This is a genomic window from Falsirhodobacter deserti (assembly GCF_004015795.1).
Classification (GTDB): Bacteria; Pseudomonadota; Alphaproteobacteria; order Rhodobacterales; family Rhodobacteraceae; genus Falsirhodobacter; species Falsirhodobacter deserti.
The window spans coordinates 1,216,462-1,233,126 of record NZ_ML137218.1 but is presented as its reverse complement, the minus strand read 5'-3'; the positions used below and the strand labels follow the sequence as shown (position 1 = coordinate 1,233,126).

Here is a 16,665-nt window from a genome sequence, read left to right as displayed (position 1 = left end):
CCGGCCAAACGGTTATGCACAGGGCAACAGCCCACCTGCCGTCCGCTGGTAGGTAAGGGAGGATCCGGCAAGGGTCAACGCTTTATTTCCACAAACCAGTGGCCGTTCGCATCTTTATTGTTATTCTAGGTCGATACTGGAAATTTTATGATCGACGGGGTGGGCCAGCCGCAGGCCTGCCTGAGCGGCCGAGGTCGGCTGGAAGGGGGTTGCCGGCTCGGCGAAGCCGGCGGCGGCCGGCAGGGTTTCGAAAGCGTGCTGGAAATCGGCGCGGACGGGATGGAACCGGCGCGGAGCGGCGCCGACCAGCCCTTCGGTTTCGATGCAGCCAAGCGCCAGATCGATGCCGCGCTCGCTTCGCACCGGCAAAAGCAGCAGCCGCGCACCCAGACGCGCCCGCCCCGGCGGGGATACGCCTTCAAGCGAAAGATCAAGGACGCCGGGGGCTTCGAACACCTCCTCGATCTGCGGGGTACAGGCATCGCGCTTTTCAGGGTCGATCAGCGACAGGAAGGGCATGCCGCGCAGATCCATGCCCATCACCTCTTCCAGAACAGCGCAGCCAAGACGGAAGCGGGTAACGCCCACCTTCCGACGTTCGATCATGAAGGTGTTTGCCAATGCCCACGGGATGTTCGCAGGAGCGATATCGGAACGATGCGGCACATCGCCATTCCGGCGCAGGCTTTGCCAGTAGGCGCGAAGGCGGGTGACGGCCTGGTGCCGCTTCGCCATGCCTGCCTGAACTTTGCCCATCGGAAATTCGACGATCATCCAAACACCTTTTCGCTGAACGCGAAACTCTGTCCACGCTTCCACTTGCCCCGAGATAGCAGCAATCAGGGGGAATTCCGCATGAAGATGAATGAACAGTTAATGGTAACCAATTCGTTAATCACCACCCCGCCGGCCATGCGCGTCGATCCTGCTTGACCTCTTGCACTGGCGGGGCCAGATGCCGGTAACGGAACCAGAACGGACAAGATGATGCGGCGCGGACTTCTCTTGATACTTTCCTCTCCCTCGGGGGCGGGAAAATCCACGCTGTCGAAGCGCCTGATGGCATGGGATCCCGATATCAGCTTTTCCGTCTCGGCCACCACCCGCGGACCGCGCCAGGGCGAGGTGGACGGCAAGGATTACTTTTTCCGCACGCGCGAGCAGTTTCAGGAGATGGTCGCCCATGGCCAGATGCTTGAACATGCCGAAGTGTTCGGCAATTTCTATGGCAGCCCGCGTGCACCCGTCGAACAGGCGATGGCAGAAGGCCGGGACACGCTGTTCGACGTGGATTGGCAGGGCGGGCAGCAGATCCGCAACTCTGCCCTCGGTCGCGACGCCGTGTCGATCTTCATCCTTCCCCCCTCGATCGAGGAACTGGAGCGCCGTCTGCGCGGGCGCGGGCAGGACAGCGAGGAAGTGATCTCACACCGCATGGCCAAATCACGCGATGAAATCGGGCATTGGGCTGAGTATGATTATGTTCTGATAAATCATGATATTGATCATGCCGAAGCGCAATTGCGTGCTATACTTACCGCCGAACGACTGCGCCGCGACCGTCAGCCGGACCTGACAGAGGTGGTGCGCGGCATGAATGCGGAGTTTGAACGAAGATGATCTACACCCTCGATGATACCGCGCCACGCCTCCCCGCCTCGGGCGATGTCTGGATCGCGCCGGGCGCCCATGTCATCGGGAAAGTGGCGCTGGCCGAAGGGGTCGGCATCTGGTTTGGTGCGGTCATACGCGGCGACAACGAGGAAATACGCATCGGCGCGGGCAGCAACGTGCAGGACAACGCCGTGCTGCACACCGACTGGGATTTCCCGCTTGCGGTGGGGGCCGATTGCACCATCGGCCACCGCGCGCTTCTTCACGGTTGCACCATTGGCGATGGCACATTGATCGGCATGGGCGCCACGATCATGAACGGCGCGCGGATCGGCTCTGGCTGCCTGATCGGGGCCAATGCCCTTGTGACCGAGGGGAAGGAGATTCCCGACGGGTCCCTTGTGATGGGAAGCCCGGGGCGCGTGGTGCGGATGCTTTCGGAAGAAGAGATTGCGCGCCTGCGCCTGTCAGCGCGGAATTATCGGATGAACATGCGCCGGTTTCGTGAGGGGCTGGTCCATACTTGACGTCAAAGTGCCAGAATCCTGACGTTCAGGGGGCCGGCTCTGGCTTTCAGCTCCTCCTCCACCATCCTCCCATTGGGCAACTTCTGCGTCAGGACACCTATATTGGGCTGGTGTTCCGCTTCCGAGACGTGGCGGAGGATGTCGAAGGCGTCAAAGGAGTCTGTGAAAAGCGGGCAAAGGATCCAGTCGGGTCGCACGCAGTCCACCAGCGATCCGCTCATGTCGCGGAACCGTGCCATGACAATGGAGGGGCGGCGCGGTAGTTGATCGATATACATGAAAGCATGGGGAGTTTCGACCACGAGCCATGTCTCGGGCGTGCCGAGCGGTGGCGGGCTCACTCCCGATATGGGCGAACGCATCATTCCTCCCTGCGGGCGAGCGTCCGCTGCACGCGTCTTCCGGTTGTAGTCCGCCAGCGACATGACAGGCAACCGGCTTCCCCCCGCAATTAGCTTTTTTCCCAAAGTGTCACGAAAGATACAAACTTGTCGATGCAAACCGTTCCGGTGCGGATAAAGTATGGTGCAGCGTCGGCGCAAGGCAAACAACGATGCCGGAATTCGGGTGGATAATGCAGAGTATCAAGACAGTGGCTGCGACGGATGACAGCAATATCCGGATGTTGCGGATGGTGGTCGATGGCATCCCGGTTCCTGCACTGATCATCGGCTCCGATGAACGCATTATAGTTGCTAATGAGACGGCCCTTGATCTTTTCGGACAAGCCGTCATCGGGCGGCACTATATTCTGACGATGCGCCAACCCGGGCTTCTGGACGCCATCGAAGGTACGTTGCGCCATAAACAGAAGGCGTGCGGGCGCCATATTATCACCGGCCCGTCGCGGGAAGCCACCTATCGCGTGACCGTTTCGCCCATGCCCGAAGATCAGGTGATGTGCGTTTTCGAAGATATCACAGAGCAGGAGCAGGTGGGCGCGATCCGCCGTGACTTCGTGGCAAATGTCAGCCACGAATTGCGCACCCCGCTTACCTCGCTGCTGGGTTTCATCGAAACGCTGCAAGGCGCAGCCAAGGATGATCCCGCGGCGCGGGGTCGGTTCCTGACGATCATGTCCCGCGAGGCGGAGCGGATGAACCGGCTTGTCCGCGACCTTCTTTCGCTAAGCCGGGTCGAAAGCGAAGAGCGGGTTCGCCCCACGACGCCTGTCGATATCGTGGCGCTGGTGGCGGGGGCCGTGACGGCCTTGCGGCCAACCGCTGCGGCGGCCGGGGCCGAGCTGGAGATCACGGGCCAGCAGGAGCCCCTGGTCATTCCGGCAGATCCCGACCAGATGGTTCAGGTGTTCCAGAACCTGATCGAGAACGCGATCAAATACGGTGCCACGGGCGGGCGCATCACCATCGATCTGCGGCGGGACGATACCGACACGCTGCGTCTTGGCCCGACGGTCGTGATCGACGTGATCGATCGTGGGGAGGGGATCGACCCGATCCACATTCCCCGCCTGACCGAGCGGTTCTATCGCGTGGACAACCACCGCTCGCGCGAGATGGGTGGGACGGGGCTTGGGCTGGCGATCGTCAAGCACATCGTGAACCGGCATCGCGGCCGGTTCCGTATCGAAAGCGAAAAGGGCAAGGGCAGCGTCTTTACCGTGATCCTGCCCCAGAACTAAAGCTGCGCGATCATTTCGTTCAGCAACGAGAAGACGCCGTTCGCCTCCACGTGGGACATGACCAGCGCGTTCGGCTTGCGCGGCGTGATGCCCCACCAGTCTATGACGCTCATTCCGCGCGTCAGCTCGCTTCGGGTTTCGATCTGCACGTTCACGTGCCTTCCCATGAAAAGATACGGACGCAGCAGATAGGCGATGACGGGGGGGCTGTGCAGGGGCATTCCTTCGGCCCCGAAGGTTTCGTGATAGGGGCGGGTCAGCACATCCGCCCAGGCTGCTGCAGCCTTGGCAGGTTTGGTGCCTATGGCACGCAAAGCGGCAAGCCGCGGCGGGGATGCAACCAGTTGATGGGCGATATCCAGTGGCAGCAGAGTGCAACTGACATCGGAATCAAGCACGAGTTGCAGCGCCTCGGGGTCGATCCAGGCGTTCTGCTCGGCCACAGGGGAAAGGATGCCGGTTGCGCAACGGCTTCCGGCCATCATCACGATCTCGCGGATACGGGGCGCGATGTCCGGCGCGCGTTGCAACGCCGTGGCGATATTGGTCAGCGGACCAAAGCAGCAAAGGGTGACCGAAGACGGCTCTTCGTTACGCAGCGTTTCGATGATGAAATCGGCAGCGTGCAGCCCCTGAACCGGAACATCAGGGCAGGGCGCCTCGAAACCGTCCAGACCGGTATCCACGCCCGGACGTTGCAGGCTGGCAGGTTCACGGATCAGGGGGCGGTCGCATCCGGCAAAGATGCCGATGTCATGCCGCCCGGCCAATTCGCAAACGCGGCGCGTGTTGTGCAGCGCAGCCTTCAATGGAACACGGCATTCGACAACGGTCACGCCCAGCAACTCCAACTCGTCAGAACTGCCAAGCGCGACGAGCAGACCGATTGCATCGTCCTGCCCCGGCGCCGCGTCGATGATGATCTTCTGTGTCGTCATGATGGCCCCCTTTGGACGCATGCGGGGGATCAGAAGGTAAAACTGCTTAAAAGTCTAGGTTATTACTCTCGTGCACGATTAAATCGCAAACGTGTTACGTGGCGGTTGCACGTTCGGCTGCCTTGGCATCGTTCCACAGACCGTCCATCTCCTCCAACGAGCTTTCGGCCGGGGTGCGTCCGTCCTTGGAAAGTGCGTCTTCGATAAAGGAAAAGCGGCGCGTAAACTTCGCATTCGCCGCCCGCAACGCCTGTTCGGGGTCAACATCCAGATGGCGGGCAAGGTTTGCCATGACAAAAAGCAGGTCGCCGAATTCTTCGGCAATATCGGCCTGTGCCTTCTCATCCCGCGCCTCGACCAGTTCGGCCATTTCCTCGGCAACCTTGTCCAGCACCTGATCGGTGGAGGGCCAGTCAAAACCGACACGCGCCGCCCTGCGCTGAAGCTTCACCGCCCGCGTCAGCGCCGGAAGGCCAAGCGCAACCCCATCCAGCACGCGCGTTTCGCTTCGGGCCGCACGTTCGGCAGCTTTCAACGCTTCCCAGTCCGGTTTCTCGCCACCCTCGAAGATATGCGGATGGCGGGCGATCATCTTGTCGGCAATGCCGCGCGCAACATCGGCAAAATCGAAAAGACCGGCTTCCTCGGCGATGCGGGCGTGGAAGATGGTCTGGAACAGCAGATCGCCCAACTCTGCGGGAAGTTCGTCCCATGCCTCCCGCTCGATCGTGTCGGCAACCTCATAGGCTTCCTCGATAGTATAGGGGGCGATGGTTGCGAAGCTTTGCGCCACGTCCCAGGGGCAGCCGGTTTCGGGATCGCGCAGGCGCTCCATTACCTCGATCAGGCGGCGCAGTTCGGTTTCGGCACGCATTGCAGCTTCCTCTGTTTTCCGGTTGAACACTGGCTAAGCCCCCTCGGATCAGGAGTCCATCATGCCCGTCCCCAACAGCATCGCCGCCCATGCCGAGGAGATGACAGCCTGGCGCCGGCACCTGCACGCCCATCCCGAGCTTGATTTCGACTGCCACCGGACGGCGGCTTTCATCGCGGCCCGCCTGCGGGACTTCGGCGTGGACGAACTGCATGAAGGAATCGCAAAGACGGGCATCGTCGCCATCATTAACGGGACGGGGGACGGCCCTACCATCGGCTTGCGGTCCGACATGGACGCGCTGCCCATCGCCGAGGAGACGGGAGTTGCACATGCCTCCACCATTCCGGGCAAGATGCATGCCTGCGGCCATGACGGGCATGTGGCGATGCTTCTGGGGGCAGCGAAGTATCTGGCCGAAACGCGCAACTTTTCGGGCCGCGTAGCGCTGATCTTCCAGCCCGCAGAAGAAGGCGGCGGCGGGGCCGAGGTGATGGTCGCCGAAGGGATCATGGAGCGCTTCGGCATCGGGCGCGTCTTTGGCATCCACAACTGGCCGAACCTGCCGAAGGGCGTCTTCTTCACCAACCCCGGTCCGATCATGGCCTCGGTGGATACGGCGACGGTGACACTGCGGGGCAAGGGCGGCCATGGCGCAATGCCGCACACCACGGTGGATCCCGTGATCGCGATGGCCTCGCTGGTGCAGGCGCTGCAGACGGTGGTGTCGCGCAATGTTCCGGCGCTGGATCAGGTCGTCGTTTCCGTCACGCAGATCCATGCCGGCAGTGCGTCCAACATCATCCCGTCGGAAGCCTGGATGACCGCCACGATCCGCGCCTTCACGCCGGGAATGCGCGATCTTGCCGAACAGCGCATCCGCGACATCGTGGCCGGTCAGGCTGCCTCGTTCGGGGTGGAGGTCGATATCGACTATGAACGCGGCTACCCGCCCACCATCAACCACCCCGAGGAGGCAGCCTTCGCCGCCCGTGTTGCCGCCGAACTGGCCGAGGTTGATGCAGACACGCCGCGCCAGATGGGGGCCGAGGATTTCTCCTATATGCTGCAGGCGCGGCCGGGGGCGTATCTGTTCCTTGGCGCGGGGCCGGGGGCAGGACTGCACAATCCCGGATTCGACTTCAACGACGAGATCGCACCCCTTGGTGCAGCCTTCTTCGCGCGGCTGGTCGAGACCGCGCAACCGGCGGGATAACGCCCTTTGTAACAGAAGATCGTTTCTTCATTAGACTTTCATGTAACGGCTGTCATAGTTCGCGGACGATACATCCGATTGGTTCGGTGCAGAGGGAGGAAGACTTTGCGCATTGCAGTTCTTGGCGGCGACGGTTTCGTTGGTTGGCCCACATCGCTTCACCTTTCGAACCTCGGCCACGAGGTTCATATCGTGGATAACCTGTCGCGCCGCTGGATCGACACGGAACTTGGCGTCCAATCCCTGACGCCCATGGACTCCATCCAGGAACGCTGCCGCATCTGGCATCAGGAAACCGGCCACCGCATCCATTTCCACCTTCTGAACCTTGCCACCGAGTACGACCGGCTGAAGGGCTGGCTGCTAGAGGTGAAGCCCGACGCGATCATCCACTTCGCCGAACAGCGCGCTGCGCCATATTCGATGAAAACGGACCGTCACAAGGTTTACACCGTCAACAACAACGTCAGCGCGACGCACAACCTGCTGGCCGCGATGGTTGAAACGGGAATTGACGCGCATCTGGTGCATCTGGGCACGATGGGCGTCTACGGCTATTCCTCGGTCGGGGCGCCTATCCCCGAAGGGTATCTGGATGTGGAGATCGACACGCCCACCGGCAAGAAAAGTCAGCAGATCCTGTATCCGACGAAGCCAGGCTCGGTCTATCACATGACCAAGTCGTTGGATCAGATCCTGTTCCAGTTCTATGCCCAGAACGACGGGCTGCGGATCACCGACCTGCATCAGGGCATCGTCTGGGGGACCCATACCGACCAGACGCGCCGCCATGAACAGCTGATCAACCGCTTTGATTATGACGGCGATTACGGCACCGTGCTGAACCGCTTCCTGATCCAGGCCGCTATCGGCTATCCGTTGACCGTGCACGGAACGGGTGGGCAGACGCGTGCCTTCATCCATGTTCAGGATTCGGTTCGCTGCGTGGAACTGGCGCTGGGCGATGCCCCCAAAGCGGGGGAGCGGGTCAAGATCTTCAACCAGATGACCGAAACCCACCGCGTTCGCGATCTGGCCGAACTGGTCTCGAAAATCACCGGCGCAAAGATCGCCAACCTTCCGAACCCCCGCAAGGAAGCGGCGGAAAACGACCTGATCGTGAACAACGAACAGTTCCTTGCGCTGGGGCTGAAACCGACCACTCTGGCCGAAGGCCTGCTGTCCGAGGTGGTGGACGTGGCCAGGAAATATGCCCATCGCATCGACCGTTCGCGCGTTCCGGCCGTTTCGGCCTGGACCAAGGACATTGCTCAACTGGTCGAGCGTGACCCCGAGGGCAAGCGCCTGCGCTCCGTCTCCTGAATGGAGGGGCTGTATCCCGACCGGCCCGCGACAAGTTCGCGGGCCTTCGTCACATTGGTGACCAATGCCGATTATGCGCTTGGGGCGAAGGCGCTGATCAACTCTATCCGTGCAACCGGTTCCACCGCGGATATCGTGGTGCTGCATACGGATGTGCCCGAAGCGCAGGGGCTGGATGCGCGGCTTGTTCGCTGCGATCTGCTGCCCACGTCGGATGCGTTCAATGTTGCCCATGCACGTGATGCGCTTCATGCCAAGGCCGCCTTCACCAAGGGCGGAAAGCCCCCGTTCCATACGCCGCTGGACAATTTTGCCAAGCTGCGCCTGTGGCAACTGGACTACGAACGGGTGGTGTTCCTTGATGCCGACACGCTGGTGCTGCGGAACGTGGACAAGCTGTTCGACTATCCGGAGTTTTGTGCCGCACCCAATGTCTATGAAGGGCTGGCGGATTTTCACCGGATGAATTCAGGGGTGTTCACTGCGCGCCCCTCGGCTGGCACGTTTGACGACATGCTTGCAAAGCTGGACGTGCCGGACGCGTTCTGGCGGCGGACGGACCAGACCTTCCTGCAGTCCTATTACCCCGACTGGCACGGTCTGCCGATCTTCTGCAACATGCTGCAATATGTCTGGTTCGCCATGCCGGAATTGTGGAGTTGGGATGACATCCGCATCCTCCATTACCAATACGAAAAGCCTTGGCAGGATCACGACAAGGCAGACAAGCTGCGCCCCCTTATCGACTTGTGGCGCATGTATGAACGCGGAGAGGTTCCAGACCTGTCCACGATGCCCGCCCCATGAAGGTTGCCGTCACCGGGGCGACGGGTTTTGTCGGAACGTTCATTACAAGGGCGCTTCTGGCCGCCGGTCATGATGTGACGGTTCTTGGCCGCCGCGCGGTGGAGGGGGCTGGCTTCCAGCCCTTCACGCTGGGTGAGGCGCCGGCAATCGACGCCGATGTGCTTGTTCATGCCGCCTTCCGCCACGAGCCGGGACGTTTCCGCGGCGGAGAGGGCGATGATCCCGAGGGGTTTCGCGCGGCAAATCTTGACGGCTCCCTAAGGTTGATCCGCGGGTTCGGGGGGCGGACGGTGTTTCTTTCGTCCCGTGCGGTTTACGGGGATTATCCTGCCGGCACGGTTTTGACCGAAGGCATGCAGCCACGCCCGGATACACTTTATGGGCAGGTGAAACTAGCGGTGGAGGCGGAAGCGACGGTCAGCCTGCGTGCCACTGGCGTTTATGGCCCCGGACAAGGGCATAAATGGCAGGAGATGTTCGCGGATTATCTTGCGGGCCGCGCCGTCAAGCCCCGCGTCGCAACCGAGGTGCATGGCGCTGATCTTGCCGCGGCTGTCTTGGCCGTGCTGGGTCGGGGGCAAGGTGTCTTCAACGTTTCGGATTTGGTGCTGGACCGGCGCGACCTGTTGGCAGAGGTCGCCATCGTGACAGGATGTGTTCAAGCCCTTCCGCCGCGCGGCGATCGCAGCCAGGTCAGTGCGATGGACTGCACGAAGCTGAAAGCTCTTGGCTGGCGGCCCAGCGGATGGGGAAGGCTGATCGCCAGCCTTCCCGCGATGCTTCAGAGTGTGCCATCCAGATAGCGCTGGATCACCGCCTCGCTGCCCTCGGCCCAGACGGCGCGGAGCAGTTCGGCAAAGCGCGTGGCCACAGCCGCATTCTCGCCCAGATCGCCGTAAACCTCGTGCATGGCCAGCCATGCTGCAGGGTCGTCCTTCGCTTTGGCCGAAACGAGCGTCAGCTTTTCCCAGTTCGGGTCGTTTGGCGCGATCTCCGTTCCCTTCTCGCTGGTGCCGAAGCAATAGCGGCACCACAGCGCCGACAACAGGATCAGGCCCGTTGCATCGCCACCCTTGGCCACCACGTCGCGGATGGAAGGCACGATGAACTTCGGCTGGCGGTTCGATCCGTCAAGGCAAAGGCGGCGCACCGTATCGGCCACGGCAGGGTTGGCACAACGATCAAGGATCAGCTGCTTGTAGGCGTTCAGATCCGTATCCGGCACCGGCGGAACGATCGGCAGGATCTCATCCACCTCCACCTTGTCAAGGAAGGCGCGGATCTGGGGATCCTCCATCGCCTCGTGCACGAAGTGGATATCCTTCAGCCCGCCGGGATAGGCGATGATCGCATGACCGCCGTTCAGGATGCGGATCTTCATCGTCTCGTATGCATCGACTGCGTCGGTGAAGGTCACGCCCACCTTTTCAAGCTGCGGGCGGCCGGCGGGAAAGTTGTCCTCCACCACCCATTGGCGGAAGGGCTCGCAGGTGACGGGGGCGGCATCTTCGATGCCAAGGCCTGCGACCATCTGCAACTCTCGTGGGCCGGTTGCCGGGGTGATGCGGTCCACCATGGAATTCGGGAATGCGACATTTGCCCTGATCCAGCCCGCTAGTTCTTCATCGAACAGCTGGCACAGGCCGACGACTGCATCGCGCGTGACATGTCCGTTATGGGGAAGGTTGTCACAGCACATGACGGTGAAGGGCTGAACGCCCGCTGCCCGCCGCGCCTTCAGCGCGGCAATGATCGCGCCGAAGGCCGTTTCCGGCGTGTCCGGATTTGCGGCATCACGCTGGATTGCGGGATGTTCGGGGCTGAACGTGCCGGTCTTGGGGTCGATGAAATATCCACCCTCCGTCACGGTCAAAGAAACGATGCGGATGGCGGGATCGGCCATGGCCGCAATCAGCGGTGCATTCGTCGGATCGACGGGAACGAAACCGGGCATTGCGCCGATCACACGGCTGACGGTCTGGTTCGGATCAAGTTCCGTTACCGACGACAGGTAATCCTGTTCAGCCAGCAACAGGCGCATCTTTTCATCCCCTTCGCGCACCCCGGCGCCAAGGATCGCCCAGTCATGATCAAGGCCCATGCCGAACAGATCGTCGAGATAGACGGCCATATGCGCGCGGTGGAAGTTGCCGGTGCCGATATGCACGATCCCCGGCGTCAACGCCCTGCGGTCATAGGCGGGAACACGGATGCCTTCGGGAAGGGAGGAAAGGTTGGCTTCGTTCAGTTTCATGTCAGCTTATCCGGATGTCGTAGGGAACGGCCGGTGCAGCACCGGCCCGAAGCCTTACAGGGTGTTTCCGCTTTGGTCGAACCGATGGATGCAGGCCGCGTTGGGCGTCAGCCAGACGGTATCGCCGTGATGCAACGCAACCTCGCCATCAGCGCGGACGTTGATGATACCGTAATCGGTCTGAACATGCAGATAGGTGTCCGAACCCAGATGCTCCGATACCGTCACGCGGCCCTGCCATGCGCCCGTCGTTCCGACGTCGATATGTTCGGGACGGATGCCGATTTCATGCGCATCGTATTTCGCCGCCTCGGCCCCGCCGATGAAGTTCATCTTCGGGCTGCCGATGAACCCTGCCACGAAGCGGTTCTTCGGATGACGATAAAGGTCAAGCGGGCTGCCGACCTGTTCGATCCGGCCTGCCTGCAACACCACGATCTTGTCGGCCATGGTCATCGCCTCCACCTGGTCGTGTGTGACATAGATCATGGTGGTCTTCAGCGTGTTGTGCAGCTCCGAAATCTCCAGCCGCATGTTCACGCGCAGCGCGGCATCAAGGTTCGACAGCGGTTCGTCGAACAGGAACGCCTTGGGGCTGCGGACAATGGCGCGGCCGATGGCGACGCGCTGGCGCTGGCCGCCCGAAAGCTGGCCCGGACGGCGATCAAGATAGCTGGAAAGGTTCAGCACCTTGGCGGCATTGTCCACCTTGGCGTCGATTTCCCTCTGGCTCATCTTCGCCATCTTCAGCGGGAAGGCGATGTTCTTGCGCACCGACATGTGCGGATAAAGCGCATAGCTTTGGAACACCATCGCAAGGCCGCGCTGCGCGGGCCGCTCTGCCGTTGCGTTGCGCCCGTCGATCTGGATCTCGCCGCCCGAGACGTCTTCAAGCCCCGCGATCAGTCGCAGCAGCGTGGACTTGCCGCAGCCCGAAGGGCCAACGAAGACCACGAATTCGCCGTCGTTGATTTGCAGGTCCAGCGGGGGAATGACCTCGGCATCACCGAAGCGCTTCGTCACACCTTTGAGTTCGATCTGGCCCATGGTCTTCTTCCTTATTTCACGGCGCCGAAGGTCAGGCCACGCACCAGCTGCTTCTGGCTGAACCAGCCCAGAATCAGGATCGGCGCGATGGCAAGCGTCGAAGCGGCAGAGAGTTTCGCGTAGAAAAGCCCCTCGGGAGAGGAATAGCTGGCGATGAACGTCGACAGCGGCGCCGCGTTCGAGGTTGTCAGGTTCAGCGTCCAGAACGCCTCGTTCCACGCCAGGATGATGTTCAGCAGCAGCGTGGAGGCGATGCCGGGGACGGCCATCGGCGTCAGGACGTAAAGGATTTCCTTGCCAAGGCTGGCGCCGTCCATACGTGCGGCCTCGAGGATCTCTCCCGGGATTTCCTTGAAATAGGTGTACAGCATCCAGACGACGATGGGCAGGTTCATCAGCATCAGCACGATGATCAGGCCGGCGCGGGTGTCCAGCAGGCCCCAGTCGCGGAACAGAAGATAGATCGGGATCAGCACGCCGACCGCGGGCATCATCTTCGTGGACAGCATCCACATCAGCACGTCCTTGGTCCGCTTGCCCGGCACGAAGGCCATGGACCATGCCGCCGGAATTGCCACGGCCAGCGCAAGAATGGTGGAGCCGAGAGAGATGATGACCGAATTCATGAAGTGCCCGAAATAGTTCGAACGCTCCTGCACGGTGACATAGTTGGCCAGCGTCCAGTCGAAGTTCAGGAACCGTGGCGGGATCGCGATGGCCTGTGCCTCGGTCTTGAAGCTGGTCAGGATGGTCCACAGGATGGGGAAGAAGATCGCCAGCGCGATGATCCATGCGATCACTGTCACCACGATCTTGCGTTGCGGGGTGCTTTCGCGGGCCATCTTACGTCTCCAGGTTCTTGCCGATCATCCGCATCAGGAAGATCGCGACGATATTGGCGAGGATGACGGCGATGACGCCGCCTGCAGACCCCAGGCCCACGTCATATTGCAGCAGCGACTGCGAATAGACGAGGTAGGTCAGGTTGGTGGATGCGTTGCCCGGACCGCCATTGGTCGTCACGAGGATCTCGGCGAAGATCGACAGCAGGAAGATCGTCTGGATCAGGATCACCACCGTCGCCGCGCGTGCAAGGTGCGGCAGCATGATATGGAAGAAGCGGCTGACGGGTCCCGCGCCGTCCATCTCCGCGGCTTCAAGCTGTTCGCTGTCAAGGCTTTGCAAGGCGGTCAGCAGGATCAGCGTGGCGAAGGGCAGCCATTGCCACGCCACGATCAGGATGATCGAAAACAGCGGCGCCTGCGCCAGGAAATCAAAAGGCTGCAGCCCGAACACCGTTGCCAGCCAGCCGAACAGGCCGTTGACCGGGTTCATGAACATGTTCTTCCAGACCAGCGCCGAAACGGTGGGCATCACGAAGAACGGCGCGATGACAAGCACGCGCACGATGCCTTGGCCGAACATCGGCTGATCCAGCAGCAGCGCCAGCAGGATGCCCCCGATCGTGGTGATCAGCAGGACGCCCAGCACCAGCACCAGCGTATTGATCAGGGCGGGCCAGAAGTTCGGATCGGTGAAGAAGAACTGGTAGTTCTCAAAGCCCACGAGGGGGTTATCGCCGGGGATCAGCAGGTTGTAACGCAGGAACGAGAAATAGATCGTCATCCCCAAGGGCACGATCATCCACAGAAACAGCAGGATGACGGCGGGAGAGATCATCAGACGTCCGGCGGCGCGAGAGGCTTGCGTGGCCATGCGGGCGGTCCTTCACCTTGTCGAAAAGGTGCGACGGAGATCCGCCGCACCTTCGGGTCATGCGCGTGAAGCGCGATTTACTTCGGGTAGCCGGCGCGCTGCATTTCGCGCTGGGTCAGTGCCTGGGCCGCCGTCAACGCCTGATCGGCATCCGACGAACCTGCCAGCGCCGCCGAGAAGACCTGACCGACAGCCGTGCCGATTGCCTGGAATTCCGGAATGGAAATCCATTGGCCGCCGGTATAGGGAACATCCTGAACCGAAGGGTTCTGGGTGTTGGCATTTTCGATCGCGGTCAGCGTGGGCTGCGCGAAGGGCGCCTTCATGTACTCCTCGTTTTCATAAAGCGAGGTGCGCGTGCCGGGAGGTGCGTTGGCGATGCCATCCTCTTGCGCGACAAGGTTTGTGTATTCCTTGGACGTTGCCCAGGCCACGAATGCCTTGGACGCTTCCTGCTTGGTCGAGGATGCGGGGATCGCAAGGTTCCACGACCACAGCCAGTTGCCGTGGTTGTCGCCGCCGGCAGCCGTGGGGAAGGGGGCGAAGCCCACGTTCTCGGCCACGACCGAATCCTCGGGGTTGGACACGAACGAGGCTGCCACCGTGGCGTCGATCCACATGCCGCACTTGCCGGTCTGGAACAGCGCAAGGTTTTCGTTGAAGCCGTTCGACGATGCACCGGGCGGGCCATAGTTCGTCATCAGGTTCAGATAGGTGTCCAGCGTCGCCTTCCACTCCGGGCTGTCGAACTGGGGTTTCCAGTCCATGTCGAACCAGCGCGCGCCCATCGAATGGGACATCGCCGTCAGGAAGGCCATGTTCTCGCCCCAGCCGGCCTTGCCGCGCAGGCAGATGCCATAAGTGCCGTTGGCCTTGTCGGTCATCTTCTCGGCGGCTTCGGTGATAAAGTCCCAATCGGGATTTTCCGGCATCGTCAGGCCCGCTTTTTCCAGCAGGTCAGTGCGATACATCAGCATTGCGCTTTCGGCATAGAAGGGCGCTGCGTAAAGGGTACCGTCCACAGTCAGGGCGGCGGCCACCGGGGTCAGAAGATCCTCGGCGTCGTAATCCTCGCCCATGTCGTCCAGCGGCAGAAGCCAGCCCTGGCCGGCCCAGATCGGAACTTCATAGTTGCCGATGGTCAGAACGTCGTACTGGCCGCCATTGGTGGCGATGTCGGTGGTGACGCGCTGGCGCAGGACGTTTTCTTCCAGCGTGACCCAGTTCACCTCGATATCGGGATGCTTCTCGTTGAAGTGGGACATCAGGCCCTGCATCCGGATCATGTCGCCGTTGTTCACCGTGGCCACGGTGATCGTTTCGGCCATTGCCGGCAAGCCAAGTGCCACAAGGCAGCTTGCTCCCAACACTCCACGCAGTGTCTTGGACATAAGTATAACCTCCCCTGTCCGGGCAAACGCCCTTCCGTTTCGAATTCACACGCAGGAGGGGCGAGCGTCAAGCGACTTCGGCCCGGATTCACCTTTGGTTAACTATGTCAGCGGGCGGCACTGTCCGGACTGCAGGGGGTCCGCCCCACTGGTCAATCGGCTGGACGCATGGCACGTTCCCCGCAAAACAGGGGGACGACAAGATGAACGCAATTCCGGTTTTCGATGGCCATAACGATTTCCTGCTGCGCCTGCAGCGTGCGCCCAAGCGCCGCGAGAAGATCTGGCTGGAAGGCGAGGGGATCGGGCATCTTGACCTGCCGCGGATGCTCAACGGCGGCTTTGCAGGCGGCCTTTTCGCCATCTACGTTCCCTCACCAGAGGCGGCGGGCGGCCGGCGCATGGACGAGCCCCCCTATGACGTGCCCCTGCCGCCCGAGATGAGCCATGCCGAGGCGCTGCCCTATGCCATGTCGATGGCCGGTCACCTGTTGTGGATGCAGCGTGTTAGTGGCGGCGCCTTCCGCATCACCAGAACGGCAGCACAAATCGAGAACGCGATGCGCGACGGCGCAATCGCCGGTGTCATGCATATGGAGGGGGCGGAAGCGATCGATACCGACCTTGATATGCTTCACGTCTTTCATGCGATGGGCCTTCGCTCGCTTGGACCGGTCTGGAGCCGCCCGACAGCCTTCGGGCACGGCGTTCCCTTCCGCTTCCCTTCGGGCCCCGATACCGGCCCGGGCCTGACACCGGCAGGCCGGCGTCTTGTGCACGAATGCAACAAGCTGAAGATCGTGATCGACCTGTCCCACCTGAACGAGGCGGGGTTCGACGACGTGGCGCGCCTGTCAGATGCGCCGCTGGTGGCCAGCCATTCCAATGCGCATGCCGTCACGCCCTCTGCCAGAAACCTGACGGACAGGCAGCTTGACGTGATCCGCGAAAGCTGCGGCATGGTTGGGCTGAACTTCGCCACCAGTTTCCTGCGCGAGGATGGGCGCCGCGCCCCCGAGATGGGATGGGAACCCGTGCTGCGCCATCTGGACCACCTGATCGCACGGCTGGGGGAGGACCATGTCGGCTTCGGCTCGGATTTCGACGGCTCCACGGTGCCAGAGGGGATCGGCGACGTGACGGGACTTCCCGTGCTGCTGGATGCGCTGCGCGCCCATGGCTATGACGATGTGCTGCTGGAAAAGCTGGCTTGGCGCAACTGGGTCGGTGTACTTCATCGCAGTTGGGGCGAATGAAGGGAGACGGCGCTTGACGCGCGCGCGCTGGCGGTCATCTTGAACGCATCCGTCCGCAAC

The 16,665-nt window shown here is 61.7% G+C and carries 17 protein-coding genes; 8 read left to right on the top strand and 9 right to left on the bottom strand.

All coding sequences use genetic code 11. From position 1 onward, the window contains the following. Positions 1-120: 120 nt before the first annotated feature. Positions 121-774, bottom strand: coding sequence for a PAS domain-containing protein (locus tag JX25_RS06215; RefSeq protein WP_128254189.1), 654 nt, complete (start codon positions 772-774; stop codon positions 121-123). Between the two features lie 210 nt (positions 775-984). Here JX25_RS06215 and gmk point away from each other — a divergent pair, with 210 nt between their 5' ends. Next, positions 985-1,620 (top strand): guanylate kinase, encoded by a 636-nt coding sequence (gmk, locus tag JX25_RS06210; RefSeq protein ID WP_128254188.1) that lies wholly within the window; start codon positions 985-987, stop codon positions 1,618-1,620. Then, the gene (locus tag JX25_RS06205) at positions 1,617-2,141 is read left to right on the top strand and encodes a gamma carbonic anhydrase family protein (RefSeq protein WP_128254187.1); all 525 of its coding nucleotides are present in this window, start codon (positions 1,617-1,619) and stop codon (positions 2,139-2,141) included. Before gmk ends, JX25_RS06205 begins: the two co-directional genes overlap by 4 nt. A 2-nt stretch (positions 2,142-2,143) precedes the next feature. Here the strand turns inward: JX25_RS06205 and JX25_RS06200 are convergent, their stop codons facing one another. Continuing rightward, positions 2,144-2,503 carry a hypothetical protein gene (locus JX25_RS06200; RefSeq protein ID WP_206611523.1) on the bottom strand — a complete coding sequence of 120 codons (360 nt, stop codon included), beginning with the start codon at positions 2,501-2,503 and terminating at the stop codon, positions 2,144-2,146. Between the two features lie 260 nt (positions 2,504-2,763). Between JX25_RS06200 and JX25_RS06195 the strand changes: the two genes are divergently transcribed. Next, positions 2,764-3,783, top strand: coding sequence for an ATP-binding protein (locus tag JX25_RS06195; RefSeq protein ID WP_241557936.1), 1,020 nt, complete (start codon positions 2,764-2,766; stop codon positions 3,781-3,783). On the opposite strand, the gene JX25_RS06190 is transcribed toward JX25_RS06195, so the two are convergent. After that, positions 3,780-4,721, bottom strand: a complete 942-nt coding sequence (locus tag JX25_RS06190; protein WP_128254185.1) for a nucleoside hydrolase — start codon at positions 4,719-4,721, stop codon at positions 3,780-3,782. The genes JX25_RS06195 and JX25_RS06190 overlap by 4 nt on opposite strands. A 94-nt stretch (positions 4,722-4,815) precedes the next feature. Beyond that, positions 4,816-5,595: a nucleoside triphosphate pyrophosphohydrolase gene (mazG, locus tag JX25_RS06185; protein WP_128254184.1), complete on the bottom strand. Its 780-nt coding sequence runs from the start codon at positions 5,593-5,595 to the stop codon at positions 4,816-4,818. 61 nt (positions 5,596-5,656) lie between these two features. On the opposite strand from mazG, the gene JX25_RS06180 reads away from it, so the two are divergent. From JX25_RS06180 to JX25_RS06165, 4 genes are all read left to right on the top strand, one after another. Next, positions 5,657-6,811 (top strand): M20 aminoacylase family protein, encoded by a 1,155-nt coding sequence (locus JX25_RS06180; RefSeq protein ID WP_128254183.1) that lies wholly within the window; start codon positions 5,657-5,659, stop codon positions 6,809-6,811. A 105-nt stretch (positions 6,812-6,916) separates the two neighbouring features. Further along, on the top strand, positions 6,917-8,134 hold the full coding sequence (locus JX25_RS06175; protein ID WP_128254182.1) for an NAD-dependent epimerase/dehydratase family protein: 1,218 nt from the start codon (positions 6,917-6,919) through the stop codon (positions 8,132-8,134). Beyond that, positions 8,135-8,941, top strand: a complete 807-nt coding sequence (locus tag JX25_RS06170; protein ID WP_128254181.1) for a glycosyltransferase — start codon at positions 8,135-8,137, stop codon at positions 8,939-8,941. Next, positions 8,938-9,744, top strand: a complete 807-nt coding sequence (locus JX25_RS06165) for an NAD-dependent epimerase/dehydratase family protein (RefSeq protein WP_128254180.1) — start codon at positions 8,938-8,940, stop codon at positions 9,742-9,744. Before JX25_RS06170 ends, JX25_RS06165 begins: the two co-directional genes overlap by 4 nt. Here the strand turns inward: JX25_RS06165 and JX25_RS06160 are convergent. The 5 genes from JX25_RS06160 to JX25_RS06140 form a co-directional block, all read right to left on the bottom strand. Beyond that, positions 9,723-11,195, bottom strand: a complete 1,473-nt coding sequence (locus JX25_RS06160) for a mannitol dehydrogenase family protein (protein WP_128254179.1) — start codon at positions 11,193-11,195, stop codon at positions 9,723-9,725. The two genes, JX25_RS06165 and JX25_RS06160, sit on opposite strands and share 22 nt — an antisense overlap. Positions 11,196-11,249: 54 nt before the next feature. After that, positions 11,250-12,242: an ABC transporter ATP-binding protein gene (locus JX25_RS06155; protein ID WP_128254178.1), complete on the bottom strand. Its 993-nt coding sequence runs from the start codon at positions 12,240-12,242 to the stop codon at positions 11,250-11,252. Positions 12,243-12,253: 11 nt separating this feature from the next. Further along, positions 12,254-13,084 (bottom strand): carbohydrate ABC transporter permease, encoded by an 831-nt coding sequence (locus JX25_RS06150; protein ID WP_128254177.1) that lies wholly within the window; start codon positions 13,082-13,084, stop codon positions 12,254-12,256. Position 13,085: 1 nt separating this feature from the next. Continuing rightward, the gene (locus JX25_RS06145) at positions 13,086-13,958 is read right to left on the bottom strand and encodes a carbohydrate ABC transporter permease (RefSeq protein WP_128254176.1); all 873 of its coding nucleotides are present in this window, start codon (positions 13,956-13,958) and stop codon (positions 13,086-13,088) included. Positions 13,959-14,035: 77 nt separating this feature from the next. Continuing rightward, a complete protein-coding gene (locus tag JX25_RS06140) occupies positions 14,036-15,349 on the bottom strand; it encodes an ABC transporter substrate-binding protein (protein ID WP_128254175.1) in 1,314 nt (437 codons plus the stop codon). 203 nt (positions 15,350-15,552) lie between these two features. Between JX25_RS06140 and JX25_RS06135 the strand changes: the two genes are divergently transcribed. Further along, the gene (locus JX25_RS06135; protein WP_128254174.1) at positions 15,553-16,605 is read left to right on the top strand and encodes a dipeptidase; all 1,053 of its coding nucleotides are present in this window, start codon (positions 15,553-15,555) and stop codon (positions 16,603-16,605) included. Positions 16,606-16,665: the final 60 nt, after the last annotated feature.

Coding starts and splice junctions, on each gene's coding strand:
- JX25_RS06180 (WP_128254183.1), top strand. CDS start 5,657: ATGCCCGTCCCCAACAGCATCGCCGCCCATGCCGAGGAGATGACAGCC.
- gmk (WP_128254188.1), top strand. CDS start 985: ATGATGCGGCGCGGACTTCTCTTGATACTTTCCTCTCCCTCGGGGGCG.
- JX25_RS06160 (WP_128254179.1), bottom strand. CDS start 11,195: ATGAAACTGAACGAAGCCAACCTTTCCTCCCTTCCCGAAGGCATCCGT.
- JX25_RS06200 (WP_206611523.1), bottom strand. CDS start 2,503: ATGCGTTCGCCCATATCGGGAGTGAGCCCGCCACCGCTCGGCACGCCC.
- JX25_RS06170 (WP_128254181.1), top strand. CDS start 8,135: ATGGAGGGGCTGTATCCCGACCGGCCCGCGACAAGTTCGCGGGCCTTC.
- JX25_RS06190 (WP_128254185.1), bottom strand. CDS start 4,721: ATGACGACACAGAAGATCATCATCGACGCGGCGCCGGGGCAGGACGAT.
- JX25_RS06135 (WP_128254174.1), top strand. CDS start 15,553: ATGAACGCAATTCCGGTTTTCGATGGCCATAACGATTTCCTGCTGCGC.
- JX25_RS06140 (WP_128254175.1), bottom strand. CDS start 15,349: ATGTCCAAGACACTGCGTGGAGTGTTGGGAGCAAGCTGCCTTGTGGCA.
- JX25_RS06155 (WP_128254178.1), bottom strand. CDS start 12,242: ATGGGCCAGATCGAACTCAAAGGTGTGACGAAGCGCTTCGGTGATGCC.
- JX25_RS06165 (WP_128254180.1), top strand. CDS start 8,938: ATGAAGGTTGCCGTCACCGGGGCGACGGGTTTTGTCGGAACGTTCATT.
- JX25_RS06215 (WP_128254189.1), bottom strand. CDS start 774: ATGATCGTCGAATTTCCGATGGGCAAAGTTCAGGCAGGCATGGCGAAG.
- JX25_RS06205 (WP_128254187.1), top strand. CDS start 1,617: ATGATCTACACCCTCGATGATACCGCGCCACGCCTCCCCGCCTCGGGC.
- mazG (WP_128254184.1), bottom strand. CDS start 5,595: ATGCGTGCCGAAACCGAACTGCGCCGCCTGATCGAGGTAATGGAGCGC.
- JX25_RS06145 (WP_128254176.1), bottom strand. CDS start 13,958: ATGGCCACGCAAGCCTCTCGCGCCGCCGGACGTCTGATGATCTCTCCC.
- JX25_RS06150 (WP_128254177.1), bottom strand. CDS start 13,084: ATGGCCCGCGAAAGCACCCCGCAACGCAAGATCGTGGTGACAGTGATC.
- JX25_RS06195 (WP_241557936.1), top strand. CDS start 2,764: ATGTTGCGGATGGTGGTCGATGGCATCCCGGTTCCTGCACTGATCATC.